Source organism: Ruegeria sp. CG4, assembly GCF_056537185.1.
Map to the genome: position 1 here is coordinate 50,483 of NZ_JBQFRB010000009.1, position 21,066 is coordinate 71,548.

The window sequence follows — 21,066 nt, forward strand, 5'->3', positions numbered from 1 at the left end:
GGCGGGTGCCAACCCGCCTTGCTCCTTCCACCTAAACCATGAGTATCCGCATGTCTGCCGTCGACGTCCCCGAACAGGAAAGCTGGTTTCACAGAAATCAGCAGCGCATCGCGCCCTGGCTGTTTCTGGCCCCCGGCCTGCTGTTCTTTATGGTCTATGTGATCATTCCGGTGTTTCAGTCCTTTAACCTGTCGCTTTATGAATGGGACGGTCTTGGTGCGGCTGAATATGTCGGGTTCCGCAACTACGAGGATTTGTACTGGGAATGGGTTGACCGGGATGCATTTTACATCTCTCTCAAAAACAACCTGATCTGGCTGATCCTGTATCTGGCTGCGATTCCCGCCGGCTTGTTCATTGCGCTGTTCCTGAACCAGACGGTCTGGGGCATTCGCCTCTACAAGTCGCTTTTCTTCTTCCCGTTTGTCATCTCTCAGGTCGTTGTGGGCCTCGTCTTTACATGGTTCTACGATCCGACTTTCGGACTTCTCAACGAGTTCCTGGGGTTTTTCGGCGCCGGACCCCTGAATGTCCTGGGAGACGAACGTTTTGTCACCTATGGCATCATCTTGGCGGGCCTCTGGCCTCAAACCGCGTATTGCATGATCTTGTATCTCACCGGTTTGAATGCCGTGGACCCCGAACAGATCGAAGCCGGGCGTCTTGATGGGGCCAAAGGCATGCGGATGCTCTGGCACATCATCCTGCCGCAACTGCGGCCCGCTACTTTCATCGCCTTCGTTGTCACAATTATCGGTGCTCTGCGCAGCTTTGACCTGATCTCAATCATGACGCAGGGCGGCCCCTTCGGTTCCTCCCGTGTCTTGGCTTACTACATGTTCGAGGTCGCCCTGTCCGAATACGGCTTCCGCATGGGGTACGGCGCGGCCATCGCGGTCATCCTGTTCCTGATCATGCTGTGCTTCATCGCTTATTTCCTCTGGTCAATGTACCGCGAAGAGAAGGGGCACTGAGATGTTTCCCAAACCCATCGAAAAACAACCCCGCTCGGCGCAGATTACCTATCAGGCCATGCTGCCCCTGGCGCTGCTTCTGTGGCTGGGGCCTTTGCTGGCCGTCGCGCTGTTCTCCGTCAAACCGGCAGCGGATTTCACCAACGCAAACTACTGGGGCATGCCCTCCAGCTTTGAAGGCGCGTTCAACTACGGTCAGGTATTCTTCAACTCGGACATGCCGCGCTATCTGCTGAACTCGTTCATGATCACCATCCCAACGGTTATCGGAGCGGTCGCGCTCAGCTGCATGACGGGGTTTGCGCTGGGGATCTACAAATTCAAGTCAAACATCTGGATCTTCTTCATGTTCGTGGCTGGCAACTTCGTGCCGTTCCAGATCCTGATGGTTCCCGTGCGCGACCTGACGCTGCAACTGGGTCTCTACAACACCAAAACCGGGCTTGTGCTGTTCCACATCGCCTTCCAGACCGGGTTCTGCACACTCTTCATGCGCAACTTCATCCGCGCCCTGCCCTTTGAACTGATCGAGGCCGCCCGTGTCGAAGGTATCAGCGAATGGCGCATCTTCTGGTACGTCGTCCTACCGCTGATGAAACCCGCTATCGCTGCCCTCAGCGTCCTTATCTTCACGTTCATCTGGAACGACTACTTCTGGGCCGTGGTACTGACCCAAGGCGCAGAAAGCCAGCCCGTGACAGCCGGTATCACAAGTTTCAACGCTCAGTTCCGGGCCGCCTACCAGTTGATGAGCGCAGGCTCGATCGTCGCCGCTTTGCCGCCTGTGGCCATGTTCTTCCTCATGCAGAAACACTTCATCGCGGGTCTGACCCTCGGAGCTGTCAAATGACCAAAATTACCTTTATCGGCGCGGGTTCCACGATCTTCATGCAAAACATCGTGGGCGACGCGCTGCTGACCCCCGCGCTTGCCGACAGTCATTTTGCACTGATGGATATAAACCCGGTGCGCCTGGCGGAAAGCGAGGCCGTGGCAAGGGCGATGATCCGTTCGGTTGGAACCGGCGCGACCGTGTCCACCCACACCGACCGCCGGTCGGCCCTGGATGGGGCGGATTTCGTAATTACCGCGTTCCAGGTCGGGGGATACCAGCCCTGCACTGTCACCGATTTCGAGATTCCCAAGCAATACGGCTTGCGTCAGACCATCGCCGACACGCTGGGGGTTGGCGGCATCATGCGCGGGTTACGGACCGTTCCGGTTCTCTGGGACGTGGCGCAGGACATGATGCAGCTTTGTCCCGACGCGACGCTGCTGCAATACGTCAACCCGATGGCGATCAATACATGGGCCCTGGCGGAAAGATTCCCGACGCTGAAACACGTGGGCCTCTGCCATTCGGTCCAGAACACGGTCGAGGAACTGGCCCACGATCTGGACTTGCCCAAAAGCGATATCCGCTACCGGGTGGCCGGCGTCAATCACGTCGCCTTCTTCCTGCGGCTCGAGTACGAGGGGCGCGATCTCTACCCAGCCCTGCGGCAAGGCTACGCCACCGGGAAGCTTCCCAAAGCCCCTCTTTTGATGCCGCGTTGCCCCAACAAGGTACGCTACGAGGTGATGGACCATTTGGGCTATTTCTGCACGGAAAGCTCCGAGCATCTGGCCGAATACGTTCCGTGGTTCATCAAGGACGGGCGCGATGATCTGATCGAGCAGTTCTCGATTCCGCTGGACGAGTACCCGACCCGGTGCGAGGAACAGATCGCCGATTGGCAGCAGAAGGCAAAAACTCTGACTGATGGGGGCAACATAGACGTGATCCGCAGTCACGAATTCGCCGCCGACCTCATGAACGCCATCATCACAGACGAACCTTATACGGCCTACGGCAACCTGCCAAACACCGGCCAGATTCCGCAACTTCCATTGGGCGCGGCGGTGGAAACGCCATGTCTGGTGGACAGCAACGGTGTTCAGCCTTCGATTGTGGCTGATGTTCCGCCACAACTGATCGCCATGATGCGCACTCAGATCAACGTGCAGGAATTGACCGTCCGCGCCCTGACCGAGCAGAACCCGGAGCATATCTATCACGCGGCCATGATGGACCCACACACCGCAGCGGAACTGGACCTGCGGCAGATCCGAGGCCTGGTTACCGATCTGCTGACTGCCCATTCCGACTGGCTTCCCGATTGGTGCCGCCCGGCCCGCGCGGCCTGACCTTCATCTTTTCACAAATACTCAAACCCAACCCGAACCACGAAAAGCAAAACAAGAAATGAAAAAGCGCCGCTCACAACACTGGTACGGAAAACTCGACAAAGATGGGTTCATCCATCGCTCCTGGATGAAAAACCAGGGATTTCCTGATCATGCCTTTGACGGGCGCCCAATCATCGGCATTTGCAACACCTGGTCTGAATTGACACCCTGCAATTCAGGCCTGCGCGATCTGGCCGAGGGCGTGAAACGCGGCGTTTGGGAGGCCGGTGGCTTTCCCGTCGAATTCCCGGTGATGTCGCTGGGCGAAACCCAGATGAAGCCCACCGCCATGCTGTTCCGCAATCTGCTGGCGATGGATGTCGAGGAATCTATCCGCGCCTATGGCATCGACGGCGTCGTGTTGTTGGGCGGTTGCGACAAGACCACGCCGGGCCAGTTGATGGGTGCGGCCTCGGTTGATCTGCCCTCGATCGTTGTCAGCTCGGGCCCGATGCTGAACGGCAAGTATCGTGGGCAGGATATCGGTTCCGGCACCGACGTGTGGAAATTCTCCGAGGCTGTACGCGCGGGGGAAATGACCCTGCAGGATTTCATGAACGCAGAATCCGGCATGTCCCGCAGTGCCGGCGTCTGCATGACCATGGGCACGGCGTCGACCATGGCGTCTCTGGTCGAGGCGATGGGCATGTCGCTGCCCACCAACGCCGCCCTGCCCGCCGTGGATGCCCGCCGCATGGCGCTGGCGCATCTGACCGGCAAGCGGATTGTCGAAATGGTCGACGAAGACCTCAAACCCTCGGACATCCTGACCAAAGAGGCGTTCGAGAACGCCATTCTTGCCAATGCCGCCGTGGGCGGTTCGACCAATGCGGTTGTCCACCTGCTGGCTCTGGCCGGTCGTGTTGGCGTGGATCTGACACTCAAGGATTTCGAGATCGGGTCCGAAATTCCCCTGCTGGTGAACTGCATGCCTTCGGGAAAGTACTTGATGGAGGATTTCTGTTACGCAGGCGGCGTTCCGGTTGTTCTGAACGAGCTCAAACCCTTTCTGCGCCCGGCCAGAACAGTTTTGAACAAGGATATTTCCGCCCATTACGAGGGTGCCGAATGCTTCAACACAGACGTTATCCGTCCCTTTGCCGATCCGGTGAAACCCGCCGCGGGCCTGCGGGTTCTTCGCGGCAATCTTGCACCCAACGGTGCCATCGTGAAGCCTTCGGCGGCCACGGACGCTCTGCTTGAAACCGAAGGCGAGGCATATGTTTTCGAGAATATCGAAGACCTGAAGGCCAATATCGACCGCGACGATCTGCCGGTGACGCCCGAAACTATTCTGGTCCTCAAAGGATGCGGCCCCAAAGGTTATCCGGGGATGCCCGAGGTCGGAAACATGCCGATCCCCGCCAGGCTAGTGAAAGAGGGCGTGCGCGACATGATCCGCATTTCCGACGCCCGCATGTCCGGCACCGCATATGGCACTGTCATCCTGCATGTCAGCCCCGAGGCGCAGGCCGGAGGCACACTGGCCTTGGTCAAAAGCGGTGATCGCATCCGGGTTTCCGCCAGCAAGGGCGAACTGGAACTGTTGGTCGATGAAAAGGAACTGGACGCCCGCCGCGCCGCGTGGCAACCGGACGACCCCCATTACACCCGCGGCTACGCGAAACTTTATATCGACCACGTGCTACAGGCCGATCAGGGAGCAGACCTTGATTTCCTTGTCGGCAAAGACACCCGCCTTGTGACCCGAGAGAGCCACTGATGACCCAAACCGCCACATTTCACGACCTCAACGGCGCGTCCGTTTTCATCACCGGCGGCGGATCGGGCGTCGGAGCGTCCCTGACCGACGGGTTCCTCGCACAGGGCGCAAATGTTGCCTTCATTGGCCGCTCGGACGCCAGCGCTTTTGTCGACGAGATGCACGAGAAGCACGGGCGCGCACCGCTGTTCTTGCAGGGCGACATCACCGATACCGAATTGCTGCACGCGACCATGGCAAAAGCCGCCGAGGCTAATGGGCCGATCAAAGTGTTGGTCAACAACGCCGCGAACGACAAACGGCACGGACTGTCCGAAACCACCACGGAGTTCTGGGACTGGATGATCGAGGTAAACCTCAAGGCTTATTACTTCGCCTGTCAGGAGGCCGCGCGGCAAATGCAGGAGGCCGGCGGGTCGATCATCAACTTCTCTTCAATCAGCTACATGATGGGCAACGCGGGATATCCGATCTACACCACATCGAACGCCGGGATCACCGGGATGACAAGGTCGCTTGCGCGCGAGTTGGGTCCGCAGAAAATCCGGGTCAATGCCCTGGCACCTGGCTGGGTTCTGACGCAGAAACAGCTGGACATGTGGGCCACGCCCGAGGATTTGGCGGCACATATGGAGCGCCAATGTCTGAAAGAGCATCTGACACCGGAAGACATGATTGCGCCTACGCTGTTTCTGGCTTCGGACGCCAGCCGCGCGATGACGGGGCAGTGCATGGTGGTCGATGGCGGCGTCGTTGTTACGGGGTGAGAACATGAACACAGAATGGATCGCGGTTGATTGGGGAACCTCCCATCTGCGCGCCTGGGCAATGCAAGGCGATTCCGTACTGGATCACGCCCAATCCGACCGGGGCATGTCACGTGTTGCGGGGCGCGATTTTCAGCAGGTCCTGCTGGACCTGATTGGAGGCTGGCTTGGCGCCGGCCCGACCGATGTGGTTGCCTGCGGCATGGTTGGCGCCCGGCAGGGTTGGGTCGAGGCCCCCTACTCTGCGGTTCCGTCCGCGCCGCTTCCGGAAATGCCAATCCGTGTGCCGGGCACTGATCCGAGTATTCGCGCGTTTGTGGTGCCGGGACTAAAACAGAACGATCCCGCCGATGTCATGCGCGGCGAAGAAACCCAGATCGCAGGATTTCTGGCAACACGTCCAAACTGGGACGGTGTGATCTGCCTGCCCGGGACACACACGAAATGGGTTCAGGTCAGCGCTGGCGAGGTCGTCAGTTTCCGCACCTTCATGACCGGCGAAATGTTTGATCTGCTTCAGGGGCAATCGGTCCTGCAACACTCGGTTGGCACCGGCTGGGATGAGGCCGCTTTTGCGGAATCCGTGGCAGACACCCTTTCAAAGCCGGAACAGTTGGCGGCCCGACTGTTCGGCTTGCGCGCAGCCGACCTGCTGCATGGCCAGGGCAAGGACGTGGCGCGCGCGCGCTTGTCCGGTCTACTGATCGGTGCGGAACTTGCAGCCACGCGCCCCTACTGGCTGGGTCAGCAACTGGCCATCATCGGCGCGGAAGGACCATCAGAGGTGTACGCCAAGGCGCTACAGCTACAAGGTGCGTTTGTGGAAACGGCGGATGCCACTTTGGTAACACTGGCAGGTCTGGCTCAAGCGCGACAACTCACGAGGCAAACCGCATGAGCCGTCCGATCATAGCCATTTTGCGCGGATTGCGCCCGGATGAGGCAGCCCCAGTTGGTCAAGCGCTGCTTGAAGCTGGTATCGACCGGATCGAAGTCCCCCTGAACTCTCCCGACCCGCTGGAGAGCATCCGCATTTTGTCCGCCACCTTCGGCGATCGCGCCCTTATCGGTGCAGGAACCGTGCTGACACCTGAACAGGCCGAGGCAGTTGCAGCCGCTGGTGGAAAACTGATCGTGTCCCCGAATTGCGATGTGGATGTCATCAGCAAGTCGGTCGCGCTGAACATGCAAAGCTGGCCGGGCGTCTACACACCAACCGAGGCATTCGCTGCACTTCGCGCCGGCGCCACCGGGTTGAAACTTTTTCCCGGCATTCTTGCCGGTCCCACCGGACTGGCAGCGTTGCGCCCTGTCCTTCCCGACGGAACACTGGTGTTTGCCGTCGGCGGAGCGGGCCCGGACAATTTCCGGGACTGGATCAAGGCAGGCGCGGACGGCTTCGGAATCGGATCTGCCCTGTTCAAACCGGGAATGAGTGTCACGGAGATTGCCGACCGCGCCGGACAGATCGTGGCGGCGTATGATGAGGCCGTGGAATGACCGAAATCTATGACGAGCGTCCCTGCGCGTTGGGCGAAGGGCCGCTCTGGCATCCGGAACGGCAGAAGTTGTTCTGGTTTGACATCCTTAACCGGTGCCTGATGACAAGGGATCAATCCGGGCAAAAGAGCTGGGGTTTTGACGAACATGTTTCTGCAGCTGGCTGGGTGGATCACGATACGTTGCTGATTGCGTCGGAAACGGGATTGTGGCGCTTTGGCCTGGGCAATGGCAGAAAGGAACTGGTCACACCGCTTGAAGCTGATAATCGGGTAACACGTTCGAATGACGGGCGGGCTGACCCATGGGGCGGGTTCTGGATCGGGACCATGGGCAAAAAAGCTGAACACGGCGCCGGGGCGATCTACCGATATTGGCGGGGAGAGTTGCGAAAACTGGTCCCAGACGTGACAATCTCGAACGCGATTTGCTTCGCACCTGACGGATCCTGCGCGTATTTCGCGGACACCGCTGCCGGGCAGGTCCGGCGTTGGAAACTGGAGGACAAAACCGGTTGGCCCATTGGCGACAGCTCGGTGTTTCTGGACTTTCGCGAAGCCGGGCTGAACCCTGACGGAGCCGTAACGGATGTCGCAGGCAACATCTGGATCGCGCAATGGGGGGCTGGCCGTGTCGCTGTTTACAGTCCCGAGGGCAGTTTTCTCCGCGCGGTTTCGGTTCCGGCCGCCCACACCTCGTGCCCCGCATTCGGTGGTGAAGACCTGACCACTTTGTTCTGCACAACGGCCCGCCAGGGTCTGGATGCGGACGTAATCGAAGCACAACCCACCAATGGCATGACCTTCGCCGCCAGCGGCGCTGGTCAGGGTAGGGCAGAATATCGGGTCCTCCTATGAAGCCGGAATTGGGCGTTTGCTATTATCCCGAACATTGGCCCGAAGAGATGTGGCGAGAAGACGCCAGAAGCATGATCGAGGCCGGCCTGCATTGGGTTCGGATCGGGGAATTCGCCTGGAGTAGGATGGAACCCCGCCCGAGAGAATTGCAGTTCGACTGGCTGGACCGGGCGATTGAAACGCTTGGCTCGGCCGGTCTGAAGATTGTTCTGGGTACGCCAACGGCAACACCACCACGCTGGATGCTGGACCGTCATCCGGACATGCTGGCAGTGGACGTTGTGGGGAACCCTCGAAAGTTTGGATCAAGGCGTCACTATTGCTTCAGTCACAAGGGTTACGCGAACGAATGCGGCCGCATCGCCCGGATCATGGGTGAGCGGTACGGGCGCAATCCTCATGTCGTGGCCTGGCAAATCGACAACGAATACGGCTGTCATGACACCACAATCAGCTACAGTCCGGCGGCCTTGCAGGCTTTCCGCCTTTGGCTCGCCGCCGAATACACCAGCATAGACGCGCTGAATGAAGCCTGGGGTAACGTGTTCTGGTCAATGGAATACAGTGAATTCGACCAGATCGACCTTCCAAACCTGACGGTGACCGAGCCGAACCCGGCGCATGTGCTGGCCTTTCGTCGCTTCAGTTCTGATCAGGTCGCGGCTTTCAATAAGGTGCAGGTAGATGAACTGCGTCCGCTGACGGATGCACCATTGCTGCACAACTACATGGGCCGCGTGTTGGAATTCGACCATTTCGCGGTGGGCAAAGACCTCGATATCGCCACGTGGGACAGCTATCCCATCGGTTTTCTGTCTGACAGGCTTGAAGCGGATGAGGATCATAAATCTGCGTTTCTGCAGCAGGGTGATCCGGACATGCAGGCCTTTCACCATGATCTTTATCGTGCAGTTGGTCACGGGCGCTGGTGGGTGATGGAGCAACAGCCCGGACCGGTGAACTGGGCCCCCTATAACCCAGCCCCCCTGCCCGGAATGGTTCGGCTTTGGTCCCTTGAGGCCGTTGCCCATGGTGCCGAGGTGATCAGCTACTTTCGTTGGCGGCAGGCCCCGTTCGGGCAGGAACAGATGCATGCCGGTCTGTTGACACCGGACAATCGCCCCGCTCCTGCATTGGATGAAGTCAGGCAGACCGCAGACGTTCTGACCGGATTGGGGGAAGTGAGGCCATCGCGTGCCCCAGTTGCACTCGTGTTCGACTACGCCTCGGACTGGGCTTGGAAAACACAGCCGCAAGGTGCCGGTTTCGATTACTTTCGGCTGGTTTTTTCGGCCTATTGCGCCCTTCGCCGTGCTGGGTTGTCTGTTGATTTCGTAACTTCAGCGGACAAGTCCGCGGAAAAGTACAGGCTGATCCTTGCCCCCGGTCTGGCAACGCTGGATGACGGGTTTGAAAGCAGGCTGTCGGAAAGCTGTGATCTTGCCATCCTCGGGCCCCGAACAGGGGCAATCACATCTGAATTTCAAATACCCCAGACAGGCCGTCCCGGCCTGAAGGCACTTAGTTGCAATGTTGACCTTGTGGAAACGCTACCCCCCAACGTTGACCGCGCGGTCGTCGGCGGCGGAGCTGCGAAACACTGGGTCGACCGCGTGTCAGGGGACGCCCCCAATCTGCTTCTGTTTCAGGACAAGTCCCCGGCGCTGAAAGGCGCTGATGGGCTTTGGTATCTGGCGGGGTTTCCGGACGAGGCCCTTTGGGACCGCGTGATTGCTTTGGCCGCTCAAGAGATTGGCCTGTCCTTGCAACCAATGCCACGTGGCCTGCGCCGCCGCGAAACTGCGGATCACGAGATCCTGATTAACTACAACGCTGATCCCGTGGAATGGAACGGCCATGTAATTGATGGATGCGATGTGATCATCCTAAATCGCAAACCGCCCGAACAAGACTGACTTGTCCGGGCGGTGGTCTGGTGTTGGGCGAGTTACGTCTAGTCGCCGCTGTTCAGGCTGTTGGGGTCAAATGCCCCGCCGAAACCCCCGCTTCCACCGTTCGAATCCGAGGGCTGTTCTTCGGGTTCCGAAGCACCGTCGCTCTCCTCTCCGCCCAGTGTATTTGGCGCGAACACGTTTCCAAAGCCGCTGTTGTTCGACGGTTTCGGAGCCGATTGCTGGGCGTCGCCCTGTTCGGCCTGTTCCGCCTCGCGCTTTTTGCGCTGTTCTTCGCGCTGCTTGCGCAGCTCCTGAATCCGCTGTTCTGCCTCTAGGCGCTTCTCTTCTTTCACATTGGCAATGCACTGCGCGGGGTTATAGGCCGTAGCAGTACCCACAACGGTGATCGTTGCGACCGAGAAGATAACCAGCAATACGGCGGCGGTGTTGCCTGAAAAGAAGCTGGGCAGTTTGATCTTGCCAGCCAATTCCTCAACTGTGGCCTGTTTGCGGGCCGCCGCGACCAGTTCCTGACGTTTCAGCTTTGCCTCGTTCAGCAAGGCAAAAAACACGGTCAGCGCCACGATGATGAAGGCCAGGGCCGAGATCGCAGGCGTGATACCATAGCGGACCTTCTGCGCCAGTTCGATTGTCAGGGTCGGGTATTCACCGAAGGTGAAGGTGGTCGTGTTGTAGTTCTCGAACGAAGCGAGGAACGCCAACACTGCCGCCGACGCAATCGCAGGGCGCATGAAGGGCAACAGAATCTTGCGGAACGCCTGGGCATGGCTTGCCCCGAGATCCAGCGCCGCTTCGGTCAATGCCACATCATAGCGCTGCAGACGCGCTACCAGCACCAGCATGCAATAGCTGGCAATAAAGGTGGACTGGCCGATCACCGTCAGGAAGATACCGTTGGACAGGAAGCTGTCAGCCCCCAGGCCCAGAAACCGGTTGATCCTGTCCCAAAAGACCAGGGTCGAGATACCCAGAACAACACCTGGGATCAGGATCGGCGCGATGATGACGGTGTAGTAGGTCGCCCGAAGCTTGGGCCAGATCTGGGTCAGCATCAGCGCCCCGGCCAGACCCATCGCCACCGACAGAACAACCGTTCCGGCACCGATGATTAGCGAGTTCTTGATGCCATTCAGAATACGCTGATCCTGAAACAGCTCGCCGAACCACTGGAAGGTCAGGCATTCCCACGGACTCATCCTCGGGAACCCGGACGAGTTGAAAGCTGTGATCGACATGATCACCAGCGGGCCCAGCAGGTACAGGAAAAAGATGACCAGATAGACCCAGATGCTTATGCGGAGGAAGGAATTATTCATTTCCCGATGTCCCCCATGTTCACTTTGAACACACGCATCATCGCCAGAACGAACAGGATACAGGTCACCAGCAGCACGATGGCGTAGGCGGCCCCCTGCGGCCAGTCATTGTTGTCGTTGAACTGCTGATAGATCAGCTGCGTGAACCACAGCGACGATGGACCGCCCAGAATCTGTGGCGCGGCCAGCGCACCGGCGGACAGCATGAACACCATGGTACAGCCAGAACTGATACCCGGTTTGGCATATGGAATGACCACGCGCCAGTGAATCCGCCACCAGGGCGCACCCAGATCCCGCGCCGCTTCGATCTGGTTTTTGTCCAGACTTTCAATAACGTTATACATCGGGAAAATCATCAGCAGGATATAGGCATAGCCTAGGCCGGCATACAGCGCGATATCGTTGCGGATGAAGTCGAACGGCGTATCCCATATCCCCAGTCCCACGAACAGCGTATTCAGAACACCGGTCTCGCCAAAGATAATCCGCAGGGCAAAGGCGCGCAGGATTTCATTGATCCAGTATGGAATGATCAACATGATCGCGAAAATACGGATTTGATTGCCCTCGGTCTGGCCCAGATAATAGGCAATCGGATAACAGATGATCAGGTTGAAGATCGTCACGCAGACCGCCGCGACAAGCGTTCGAAAGAACACCCGCAGATCGACCACGTTATAATCCTGACTACCACCTTCGGGGCCATAGATCAGGTATTTGTAGTTCTCCAGCGTATAAACGTCCTTGGGCCCGCCGATTTCAGGCGGCGGAAGGTTTGGACGGAAAGAGAAGTCCAACATCGACAGCTGAGGCAAAATGATCAGGCCAATGGTCCAGAAGACCACCAAACCCAAAATTGCCAGTCCCATGCCGGTGCCGTTGCGATTGAAAAATTCTTTCAGAAACCGGGGCATAAGTTCTTCCCCTTATTCCGCTGCCAGCTCACCAGCAGGAACCAGAACCGCGTTGCGGGTCTCGTATTCCAGCGTGATGTTCCGACCGGTGTGATCCTCGAAAGACTGTCCGTGGTTCGGGATCGACACTTTGATCTCTTTGCCGCCTTCACCTTCGGTGAAAATGTTAAAGACGTTGCCCTCGAATTCTTCGTGGTTGACGCGGGCGGTGACGAAATGATTGCCCCTTGCACTGTCCGGCGCTATGGCGAAGGCTTCGGGACGGATGAACATCATCGCGTCGTCGCCTTCCTTCATCTTGCCCTGATTGGCGGTCGAAATCCGTGCAACCAGCTCACCCGAGCGGTTGGTCGAAATCAGGGCCTCATTGCCCATCACTTGCTTGATCTTGCCGCGGAAGACGTTGTTTTCGCCCACGAAAGAGGCTGCAAAAGCCGTATTGGGATCGTTGTAAATGGTTTTACCGTCGGCGATCTGGTCGATGACGCCTGCTCGCATTACGGCGATGTTGTCCGACATGGTCAGTGCCTCACCCTGATCGTGGGTGATGTAAATGAACGTGATGCCCACACGCTGTTGAATTTCTCGCAGTTCGGTCCGCATGTGCTGGCGCAGCTTGAGGTCCAGGGCCGACAGCGGTTCGTCCAGCAACAGAACATCGGGTTCGGCACACAGGGCACGTGCGATTGCCACACGCTGACGCTGACCGCCCGACAATTCGCTGGGCAGTTTGTCGCCCTGCCCCGGCAGCGCGATCATGTCCAGCAGTTCGTCCGCACGTTTGCGACGTTCGGCAGCGCTGGCGCCCTTGATTTCCATCGAGAAGGTGATGTTTTCCCAGACCTTCATCAGCGGGAACAACGCGAGGTTCTGAAAGATCAGTGCGGTCGGGCGTTTGTTCGGCCCGATCCCCCGCATATTGTTGCCGCCGATCAGGACGTTCCCTTCACTCGGCTCCAGAAAACCCGACACAGCGCGCAGGATGGTTGTCTTGCCGCAGCCCGAGGGGCCGAGGAACGAAAAGAAGTCGCCCCCGTTGATGTTTACGTTCGCATCTCGCACGGCGACAAAATCACCGAAACGGATCCACAGGTTTTCCAGATCGACTCCGACCCCTGCACTCATTTTTGGTATCTCCCTGGAGCACGGCCCGCGACCGTGTCACATTTCAGTCCGTCGCACCGGGGCGGCGTACGGAAACAGCCCCCCGCGCCAGCGCGAGGGGCCAGATTTCAAGGCGATCAGGCGCTCTTGAACTTGTTGACGAACTCGGTCCGGGTTTCCGCATACCAAGGTGCTTCGGCCGGCCACGGATTGAGGTTGGCCAGCGAGTCGCCTGGATAGGCCTCGGCGAAGTTCTTCTTGTAGGTGTCGCCCGAATATTGGTCGGCACCCAGCACCGGCGAGTTGTAGCCGTGGCTGTCAATTGCAACACCAGCAGGCTTGGCCTGATAGGCAAAGTCGATGAATGCATAGACCTGGTCGATATTCGCCGCACCTGACGGCATCGAAATACCGTCAACCCAGGCCATCGCGCCTTCAACAGGCGCCTGATAGTGCACAGGCTCACCGGCAGATTTCAGGGCCAGCGGCGGGCCGTCCCATGTTTGGCCGACAACGACGCCTTCATTCAAAAGACCGTTCTTCTGTGTGTCCGCGTCGTTCCAGATCAGCTTGATCCGGTCCTTGCGCGCGATACACCAGTCGGCGATCTGACCCCAGACTTTGCGCATGGTCTCTTCGTCGCCATATGCGGCCCAGACCGAACCCGGCTCCATCTCACCGGAACGTTCCATATAAAGACCCGCACCCAGCATCATCGAGTGCGCACGGCCCATGGTCTTGCCGGCGTTTTCCTCGGACCAGACGTCGCCATAAGACGGTGCGTCGCCTTCAGGCAGCCACAGATCAGTGCGATATGCGATGCCTTCGGTGCCCCAGATATGCGGCAGCCAGTGCGCGCCACTATCGCCGAAGTTCCAGGCATCCGTACCGATCTTCGCCATCGCCGGGTTCACCAGATCGATCGGAACCTTGTTCATGTCAAACGGCTGCAGCAGTTCCAGCGGCTCCCACTGGAGCGAGCGGTTGTTGGTGGGCGAGATGATGTCAAAGCCCTGGCCTTTGGTGGCCTTCATCTTGTTGATGATTTCTTCGTTCGACCCGATACCGGTGTAGTTGACCTTGATACCGGTCAGGGTCTCGAACTCTTCGATGAAGGACGGCGGCAGGTAATCCGACCACATCAAGATGTTGATCTCACCCGAAGATGCCAAAGCGGACTTGCTGTATAGTGGCGCTGCCAGCGCCGCTGCACCGGCCCCTTTAAGGACTGTACGACGCGTTACAGTTTTACGGTTTTCCATTGAGTGTACTCCCATTGTTGGAACGACTTGTTTTTGTTTTGTAGTCGCAGGCTAGAACTTTGCGGCAAGCCTGTCAGGCCAAAAGTGACAGTTGACAAAAATAATAGGTCCAGATTGCCGGCCAACCGATTGGAAAACCTGGTTAAGCCACTGAGTCATCACGCCAGATGGCCAGGTCACGCGGGCCAATACTGGCTTGTCCGACCAAAAATCGGCGGCTTTTGTCTTCAGGCAATGTTACTGCGACGTCACCAAAATTGAAGGCGAATGTCAGGTCACCACGGCGGGTGACGCGCACATCCGGCCCGACATCACTGCCAATTATTCCTGCCCAGTCCAGAGTTTCAGCGACAATCGCGTGCAGCAGCCCTTTTCGCGGAATCATCGCCAGGTAGGTGGCACGCGCCGAACGCACGGCCGCCGGGCTTCCATCGCGGTAGGGGCTTTCGAATCGCGCGATAACGTCCTGATTCGTCTCCACGATCTCGCGCCAGCCTGTGAACCCATGCGTCTCTCCACTAGTCAGGCGAACGCGTTCTGCCGCCAAATCCGGCAGCGACTCCACCCGCAGGACACGCAGTCCGGTCAAATCTGACAAAAGTCCGGGTGCCAGCCCCTCGGGGGTATGCATGTCGGGCGTTTTGCTGCCAGACCGTGCGCCGATCAGCAATTTTGCCGTGCAGTTCTTCAACTTCTCGGCAAGATCGGGTGTAATGATCATGCTTTGCGGCAATACAACCAGCGCATAGCCGGACAAATCGCTCTCCGGCCCCACGAAATCCAGATCAACCCCATACCGCCGGAATGCGGCATACCATTCACGCACGATCTGCGCGTTTGGAAACGCATCGTCATGCGGAAGGATGTCCGCAGCCCAAATCGACTCGTAATCCAGCAGCATGGCGATCTGCGCCCGGTCACGGACTTGTTCCGGCAGGTTATCGCGTTCCTCTGCAACCTGCGCCAGCTCGACCGATGCCTGATCAGGGCTGCCATCCGATCTCTGCAAAGCAGTGTGGAATTGTTCCTGCGCGAACCTGGCCTGGCGCCATCGGAAAAACATCACTGCCTGAGCGCCATGCGCATAGGCCGCCCACGTCCATAGCCGCACCATTCCATCCGCTGGCGAGGGGTTTTTCTCTGCCCAATCTACCGGACCTGGCTGCTGTTCCAGCACCCACATCCGGCCATTTCCCTGACTTCGGTACAGATCGCAGTGAAACCCCTGATAATCCGGTGCCCCGGTGCGTAGGTACCGGTGCTTTTCCTCGTCCGTCAGCGTCGAACCCAGCAAGTTTCCCAGCGGGTAGCTGTCAAAACCCACGATATCCAGATCAGCACCAACGGCGTGATGATCAAACTCGAAACTGCCCGCCATGAAGTTATGCGTGATGTCCCGGCCCGGTGAAAACTGCCGCAGGATATCCACCTGGGTCCGATTGAACAGCCGCACCCGGTCCGAAGAATACCGCGCGAAATCAAGCGAATGGGTTGGGTTGGGCATGGCAACCAAACCATTCGGCAGCCCGATCTGATCAAAGTCCGAATAGACCGTGCTCCAGAAAACCGTTCCCCAAATCCGGTTCAGGTTTTCAATCGTCGCGTACCGCTCGGCCAGCCAGCGCTGAAAACCGCGGCGCGCCGCGTCCGAATAGCTGAGAACGGTATCGTGGTCATTGTATTCATTGTCGATCTGCCAGGCGTGAACATGGGGGTTCTGTCCGTAACGGCGGGCATATTCGGTGGCGATCTGGCTGGCTTCAGCCAGGTAAATGTCGCTGGAGAAACAGTAATGCCTGCGCGATCCGAACCCGCGCACCCGGCCATCCGGACCCACAGGAAGGATCTCAGGATGCTGATCAATCAACCATTTCGGCGGCGCGGCAGTGGGCGTGGACATCATCACGCGCAAGCCAGCCTCGCCCAGAATGCCAATCACCTCGTCCAGCCAGCCCCATTTGAACCGCCCACGCTCAGGCTCGATCAGACCCCACGTGAACTCGGCAATGCGCACCCAGTCCAACCCCATATCGGCCATCCGCGCAGCATCGTCACGCCACTGCGACGCGTCCCATTGTTCCGGGTAGTAGCAGACCCCAAGTTCCAGTTTACTCATCTGTTTTCTCTTGCGGTCCGCCGCTCGATCCATTTCAGGAAACTAGCGCAGCCAAGGGTAATGACCACGTACAAAATGGCCGCAGTGTTGAACGGAGCGAAAGGCAGAAAGCTGGCGGCCTGAAACTCGCGCATGCGCTGAGTCATGTCGCGCACCGACAGAATTGACAGCAATGACGTATCTTTGATCATGGCGATGAATTCATTGCCCAATGGGGGGGTCACGATCCGCAGCGCTTGTGGCAGAATGATCAGCCGCGCAGTCTGCCAGCGCGACAGGCCCAATGACCCGCCCGCCTCGATCTGTCCTCGTGGGATGGCCTCGATGCCGGACCGGAAGATTTCGGCCATATAAGCCGAATAGCCCACCGAAATGGCGATGATACCACGGGTCATATTGGTCATGTCGATGCCGCCGCCAGTGGCATCCTTGACCGCGCCCGCCAGCGGCAGACCGATGTAAAGGATGATCACCAGCATCGGTATGCCCCGGATCGTGTCCACAAAGAACTCGGCCCCGACCGCAAGAGGATGCAGTTTGTGCTGCGCCCCACCTATCGTCAGGATCAGAAGCAGAAAGCCGAAAACCGCAAAGGCCAGTGCCGGGTTTCGGTATTTGTCGGGCAGAAAGCTGGTCTGCCAGATCACCGGATACCCTTTGGTATTTGTCCCGGCGGGAACAAAGGCACCCGACACGCTGTCCACGGACTCGATCTGATCCAGCGCGCTGACGGCATCCGGTGCACTGCGAATGCGATATTGCTGACCTTCGCCGCCCTCGAATTCGCCAAACCGAATGATGTCTGCCTGCGCCTGCGGCGTACCGCGCACAATGGCAATGCGGGCCTCGGTTGTACCGATCAGTTCATAGCTGACCTGCGGCTGCATGAAGAAAAAGGCCGAGACTGCCAGCAGGGCCAGACTGATCGAGCCATAGACCACCGTTGTTCTGGCCTTGGGCTTGAAAGATTGCAATCCGACCCAGATCAGCCCCAGGATCGCGGCAAAGATATAGGCAAATATTGCCGCCCGGAAGGTGATTGCGACACCGGTCGCAAACTGCCAGTGCGCCATGAACATCAGATAAAACAGTGCGGCACCGGTAATAATCTCTAGCCCCAACCGGACATACCCACGCATCGCAGTTGGCAGGTTTGGCGAAATCAGGATCACGGCTACCAAAGCCGCATAGACGCAAAGCAGTATCTGCAAACCGCTCTGAACCTGTTGAACCACTTCCGGAAAAAGAACCCATGTCTGTTCTGATCGGTCTATAAGCGCTGACGTATTTTCGCTGAGTGCGTGAAAGAACACGGATTCGGCAAATGGCATCAAAATTTGTGGGGCCACGAAGCCCAGAACCGCCAGCGCTGCGGCCGCTGGTAATGCCGCCAAGGCTGCACCGCGCAACCACAAGGGCGCGACCGTCTGAAACCGGGCGCTGCGGGCGCACAGATAACCCAGCGCGGCTACTGTCAGGATCAGCAGGAACCCGACAAAGATCGCGCCTGCATTGTTGCCAATACCCAGAATGGCAATCAGGGATCGCAGATATTTTGAAGACGTTGCAAAGAGATAGATGATAAACGGAGCCGCGGCGAGCAATACAAGATTGCTCGGCCGGATCGAGCTGAGGCGGGACATGGGATTTCTTCGACCTCTCTGCTGGGGTTGGATCCGGCGGTCAGAACCGCCGGACCATCTGTTCGTTCAGAGGATCACTCGGTACTCCAGTACTTGCCGACCAGGGCATCCAGCGTGCCATCTTCCTTGATCGCGGCCAGCCCTTCGTTGATCGCGTCAACGGTGGCGTCACCTTCCTGAAACACGATGCCCAGCGGATCGGACTGCAGACCTGTGATACCCACGGTCAGTTCACCTGCAAACTCCTGCTCGTAAGCCGCAGCCGAAGTTCCGTCGATGATGACGCCCTGCACATCGGCGTTCTGCAGTGCCAAAATGGCGGCCGAGAAATTATCATACAGGCTGACATTCTCACGCCCAACCAGTTCTTCGGCCAACTGTGCATTGGTGGTACCGGTTTGCGCCGCCAGTTTCTGGCCGCCAGCCTTGAAGTCATCCAGTGTCATGTCAGAGTTATCGACCTGCAGCAGGATGGCCTGGCTGACCACGATATAGGGGTCTGAGAAATCCATGGTTTCTTCGCGTTCCGGCGTGATCGACACGCCCGAGATCACCAGATCGAATTCGCCCTGTTGAAGCGCCGCAAAGATGCCGTCCCAGGCGGTGTTCACGAAGTTCGGAACGCAATTCACCTTTTCACAGATCGCGTTCATCACATCCACGTCAAAACCCACGATCTGGCCCGTGGATTCATCAACGGTTTCCATCGGTGGATAGGTGGCATCGGTTCCGATTTTGAGCACGCGCCCTTCCAGATCGGCGGCCATGGCCACGGGTGCGGTCAGCGCGGTCAGCGCCGCTGCGGCAAACAAGTTCTTGAACATTTTCATCTACTCCTCTGTTGGTTCAATTTGTGTGCGCCGTTTGCGGCGCGGCAGTGTCAGGTTGCCGCTCGATCAATCTGGCCCTGATCTTTTTTTGTGTCCTTGTGGGGTCGGCCCCCTCCAGCGTTTTCAGCATGTACTCGCCCAGCAATTGGCTGGTCTCTTCGATCGGCACATAATAGGTGCTGGGTGGCGGCACGAAGTACCGACTGAGTTGCAGGTCATCGGTCGAGATGACGACAAGATCCCGTCCAACCTTTACACCGGCGCGATGCGCGCCGGACAATACACCAAGCGTCATCGCTTCGTTTGCGCATATGCAGGCGCTGGGTCGGTTCGGCAGGCGCATCAGATCATCGAAAACCCGCTGCCCCGTTTTTGCAGTGACCGGACCGTTGAAGATCAGTTCCGGCTCGACCGGCAAGCCCCCGGCCAACAGCGCTGTGGCATAGCCTTGCTGTCGTTGCGTCGCATAAATCAGATTCTTTGGCGGGTTGGCCAAGGCGATACGTCGGTGCCCAAGCCGGATCAGGCGCGCCGTTGCATCATGCGCTGCGGCCTGACTGTCCAGATCGACGTAGGCATGTGGGGCTTCACTTTCGCTCATGCCCATGGTGACGAAGGGAAAGTCTTTTTTCTGCAGGAACGCGATGCGCGGATCGTCGTGTAATGTACCGGAAAAGATCACACCATCGGCCAGACCGTCCTGAACAATCCGGCCCAGTTTTGCCATTGCATCTGTGACGTCCGAGACGCTGAACACACTCAACTCATATCGCGACCCCTGAAGGGCACTGGAGATTCCAGCCACGATACGGGTGAATTCCACCCCTTCCCACTCATCGGCCGTGTCCGGGGATACGCTGACCAAAACCGCAATGCGATAGGATTTGTTGGTGCGCAGTTTCAGCCCGTCCAGATTGACCCGATAGCCCATTTTAGCCGCGACGGCCTGGATCACTTCGCGCGTTTCCGCCTTGACCGACGCCGCCCCGCGCAGCGCATTGGAAACGGTTCCCACCGAATAGCCGGTTTGTCTGGCTATCGACTTGATCGTCGCCCGCGCCATTACCCGACCCCGGCCAAAACCCGGTCGCACAGGAAACGACGACCGGAGTTGAGTATTTCGGCGTGGTTATACGTGTCGTCATGTTCGACAAAAATGTCAGTGCAGGCACTGTCGGCCAAGGCCTGCAAAACAGGAGCCCAATCAACCAACCCCTCCCCCGGCGCACACCAGAGATCATCCTCCGGCCCGGCTCGGGGCTTCACATCCTTTGCGTGCGCCGACGTTATCCGGTTGGAATATCGGCGCAGTAAATGGTGGGGTTCCGAAACGGCAGATGCCAGCCATCCGATATCCGGCTGCCAATACAACGCCTTTCTGGACAATATGATATCCAGCGGCGTTTCGCCCCTGGGACCGACCAGTTCAAAGTCATGGTTGTGATACGCCAGACATATGCCGTGCTCAGCCAGACGCGCGGCCCAGTTTGCCAACTGGCCCGACACTACCCACCATCCCTGGGCAGTGTCGGGCCTGGCCTCGGGCGCCAGCCAAGGCATGACGGCCACTCGGCATTCCAAACCCTTCAGCAAGGTGATGATTTTTTCGAACCGGCTTTCGAAGTCTTCCCATTCAAAATGTGCCGACCGGACCTTCAATCCCGATTGCCGCACCTGCTTTGTCATTTCCGATACAGAGAGACCGTGAAACCCGACCGCCTCAACATCGGCAAATCCGCAGTGCGCGACCAGATCAAGCTGAGATCGCAGATCGCCAAGCTGGCGCACGGTATATAGCTGGGCTGATATCCGCATTTACACCGGTTTTCGCTCATTGAAACGTTTCAAACATCGTGAAACAACGCGCCCTTCTTTGTCAAGCACCGAAAAAAGCTGATGTCCCGACCGGATT

Annotated in this window: 18 protein-coding genes; 9 read left to right on the top strand and 9 right to left on the bottom strand. The window is 58.3% G+C overall.

The genetic code is table 11. From position 1 onward, the window contains the following. Nucleotides 1-38 precede the first annotated feature (38 nt). The 9 genes from ACR0J2_RS19450 to ACR0J2_RS19490 are packed head-to-tail and all read left to right on the top strand — an operon-like array spanning nucleotide 39 to nucleotide 9,966. On the top strand, nucleotides 39-974 hold the full coding sequence (locus tag ACR0J2_RS19450; RefSeq protein ID WP_480813530.1) for a carbohydrate ABC transporter permease: 936 nt from the start codon (nucleotides 39-41) through the stop codon (nucleotides 972-974). Between the two features lies 1 nt (nucleotide 975). Continuing rightward, nucleotides 976-1,824, top strand: a complete 849-nt coding sequence (locus ACR0J2_RS19455; RefSeq protein WP_170619379.1) for a carbohydrate ABC transporter permease — start codon at nucleotides 976-978, stop codon at nucleotides 1,822-1,824. Next, nucleotides 1,821-3,161 (top strand): alpha-galactosidase, encoded by a 1,341-nt coding sequence (gene melA, locus ACR0J2_RS19460; protein ID WP_480813531.1) that lies wholly within the window; start codon nucleotides 1,821-1,823, stop codon nucleotides 3,159-3,161. Before ACR0J2_RS19455 ends, melA begins: the two co-directional genes overlap by 4 nt. After that, a complete protein-coding gene (locus tag ACR0J2_RS19465; RefSeq protein ID WP_480813622.1) occupies nucleotides 3,115-4,926 on the top strand; it encodes an IlvD/Edd family dehydratase in 1,812 nt (603 codons plus the stop codon). The genes melA and ACR0J2_RS19465 overlap by 47 nt, the downstream gene beginning before the upstream one ends. Further along, complete coding sequence (locus ACR0J2_RS19470; protein WP_480813532.1) at nucleotides 4,926-5,693, top strand: SDR family NAD(P)-dependent oxidoreductase; 768 nt, start codon at nucleotides 4,926-4,928, stop codon at nucleotides 5,691-5,693. The genes ACR0J2_RS19465 and ACR0J2_RS19470 overlap by 1 nt, the downstream gene beginning before the upstream one ends. Before the next feature lie 4 nt (nucleotides 5,694-5,697). After that, on the top strand, nucleotides 5,698-6,591 hold the full coding sequence (locus ACR0J2_RS19475) for a 2-dehydro-3-deoxygalactonokinase (RefSeq protein WP_480813533.1): 894 nt from the start codon (nucleotides 5,698-5,700) through the stop codon (nucleotides 6,589-6,591). Further along, on the top strand, nucleotides 6,588-7,193 hold the full coding sequence (locus tag ACR0J2_RS19480; protein ID WP_170807600.1) for a 2-dehydro-3-deoxy-6-phosphogalactonate aldolase: 606 nt from the start codon (nucleotides 6,588-6,590) through the stop codon (nucleotides 7,191-7,193). The genes ACR0J2_RS19475 and ACR0J2_RS19480 overlap by 4 nt, the downstream gene beginning before the upstream one ends. Beyond that, nucleotides 7,190-8,050, top strand: a complete 861-nt coding sequence (locus tag ACR0J2_RS19485) for an SMP-30/gluconolactonase/LRE family protein (protein WP_480813534.1) — start codon at nucleotides 7,190-7,192, stop codon at nucleotides 8,048-8,050. Before ACR0J2_RS19480 ends, ACR0J2_RS19485 begins: the two co-directional genes overlap by 4 nt. After that, nucleotides 8,047-9,966 carry a beta-galactosidase gene (locus tag ACR0J2_RS19490; RefSeq protein ID WP_480813535.1) on the top strand — a complete coding sequence of 640 codons (1,920 nt, stop codon included), beginning with the start codon at nucleotides 8,047-8,049 and terminating at the stop codon, nucleotides 9,964-9,966. Before ACR0J2_RS19485 ends, ACR0J2_RS19490 begins: the two co-directional genes overlap by 4 nt. A gap of 38 nt (nucleotides 9,967-10,004) precedes the next feature. Here ACR0J2_RS19490 and ACR0J2_RS19495 read toward each other — a convergent pair whose 3' ends face one another. From ACR0J2_RS19495 to ACR0J2_RS19535, 9 genes are all read right to left on the bottom strand, one after another. After that, nucleotides 10,005-11,282 carry an ABC transporter permease subunit gene (locus ACR0J2_RS19495; RefSeq protein ID WP_170611232.1) on the bottom strand — a complete coding sequence of 426 codons (1,278 nt, stop codon included), beginning with the start codon at nucleotides 11,280-11,282 and terminating at the stop codon, nucleotides 10,005-10,007. After that, nucleotides 11,279-12,199: an ABC transporter permease gene (locus tag ACR0J2_RS19500; RefSeq protein ID WP_170611235.1), complete on the bottom strand. Its 921-nt coding sequence runs from the start codon at nucleotides 12,197-12,199 to the stop codon at nucleotides 11,279-11,281. Before ACR0J2_RS19500 ends, ACR0J2_RS19495 begins: the two co-directional genes overlap by 4 nt. Before the next feature lie 12 nt (nucleotides 12,200-12,211). After that, nucleotides 12,212-13,324 carry an ABC transporter ATP-binding protein gene (locus ACR0J2_RS19505; protein ID WP_170807596.1) on the bottom strand — a complete coding sequence of 371 codons (1,113 nt, stop codon included), beginning with the start codon at nucleotides 13,322-13,324 and terminating at the stop codon, nucleotides 12,212-12,214. A gap of 116 nt (nucleotides 13,325-13,440) precedes the next feature. Next, nucleotides 13,441-14,565, bottom strand: a complete 1,125-nt coding sequence (locus tag ACR0J2_RS19510; protein ID WP_170611241.1) for an extracellular solute-binding protein — start codon at nucleotides 14,563-14,565, stop codon at nucleotides 13,441-13,443. A 142-nt stretch (nucleotides 14,566-14,707) separates the two neighbouring features. Beyond that, complete coding sequence (locus ACR0J2_RS19515) at nucleotides 14,708-16,681, bottom strand: beta-galactosidase (protein ID WP_480813536.1); 1,974 nt, start codon at nucleotides 16,679-16,681, stop codon at nucleotides 14,708-14,710. Then, nucleotides 16,678-18,324: an amino acid ABC transporter permease gene (locus tag ACR0J2_RS19520; protein ID WP_480813537.1), complete on the bottom strand. Its 1,647-nt coding sequence runs from the start codon at nucleotides 18,322-18,324 to the stop codon at nucleotides 16,678-16,680. Before ACR0J2_RS19520 ends, ACR0J2_RS19515 begins: the two co-directional genes overlap by 4 nt. Before the next feature lie 74 nt (nucleotides 18,325-18,398). After that, a complete protein-coding gene (locus ACR0J2_RS19525) occupies nucleotides 18,399-19,148 on the bottom strand; it encodes a basic amino acid ABC transporter substrate-binding protein (protein ID WP_170611251.1) in 750 nt (249 codons plus the stop codon). A gap of 22 nt (nucleotides 19,149-19,170) precedes the next feature. Further along, nucleotides 19,171-20,217 carry a LacI family DNA-binding transcriptional regulator gene (locus tag ACR0J2_RS19530; protein ID WP_480813538.1) on the bottom strand — a complete coding sequence of 349 codons (1,047 nt, stop codon included), beginning with the start codon at nucleotides 20,215-20,217 and terminating at the stop codon, nucleotides 19,171-19,173. Next, a complete protein-coding gene (locus tag ACR0J2_RS19535) occupies nucleotides 20,217-20,969 on the bottom strand; it encodes a sugar phosphate isomerase/epimerase family protein (protein WP_480813539.1) in 753 nt (250 codons plus the stop codon). Before ACR0J2_RS19535 ends, ACR0J2_RS19530 begins: the two co-directional genes overlap by 1 nt. Nucleotides 20,970-21,066: the final 97 nt, after the last annotated feature.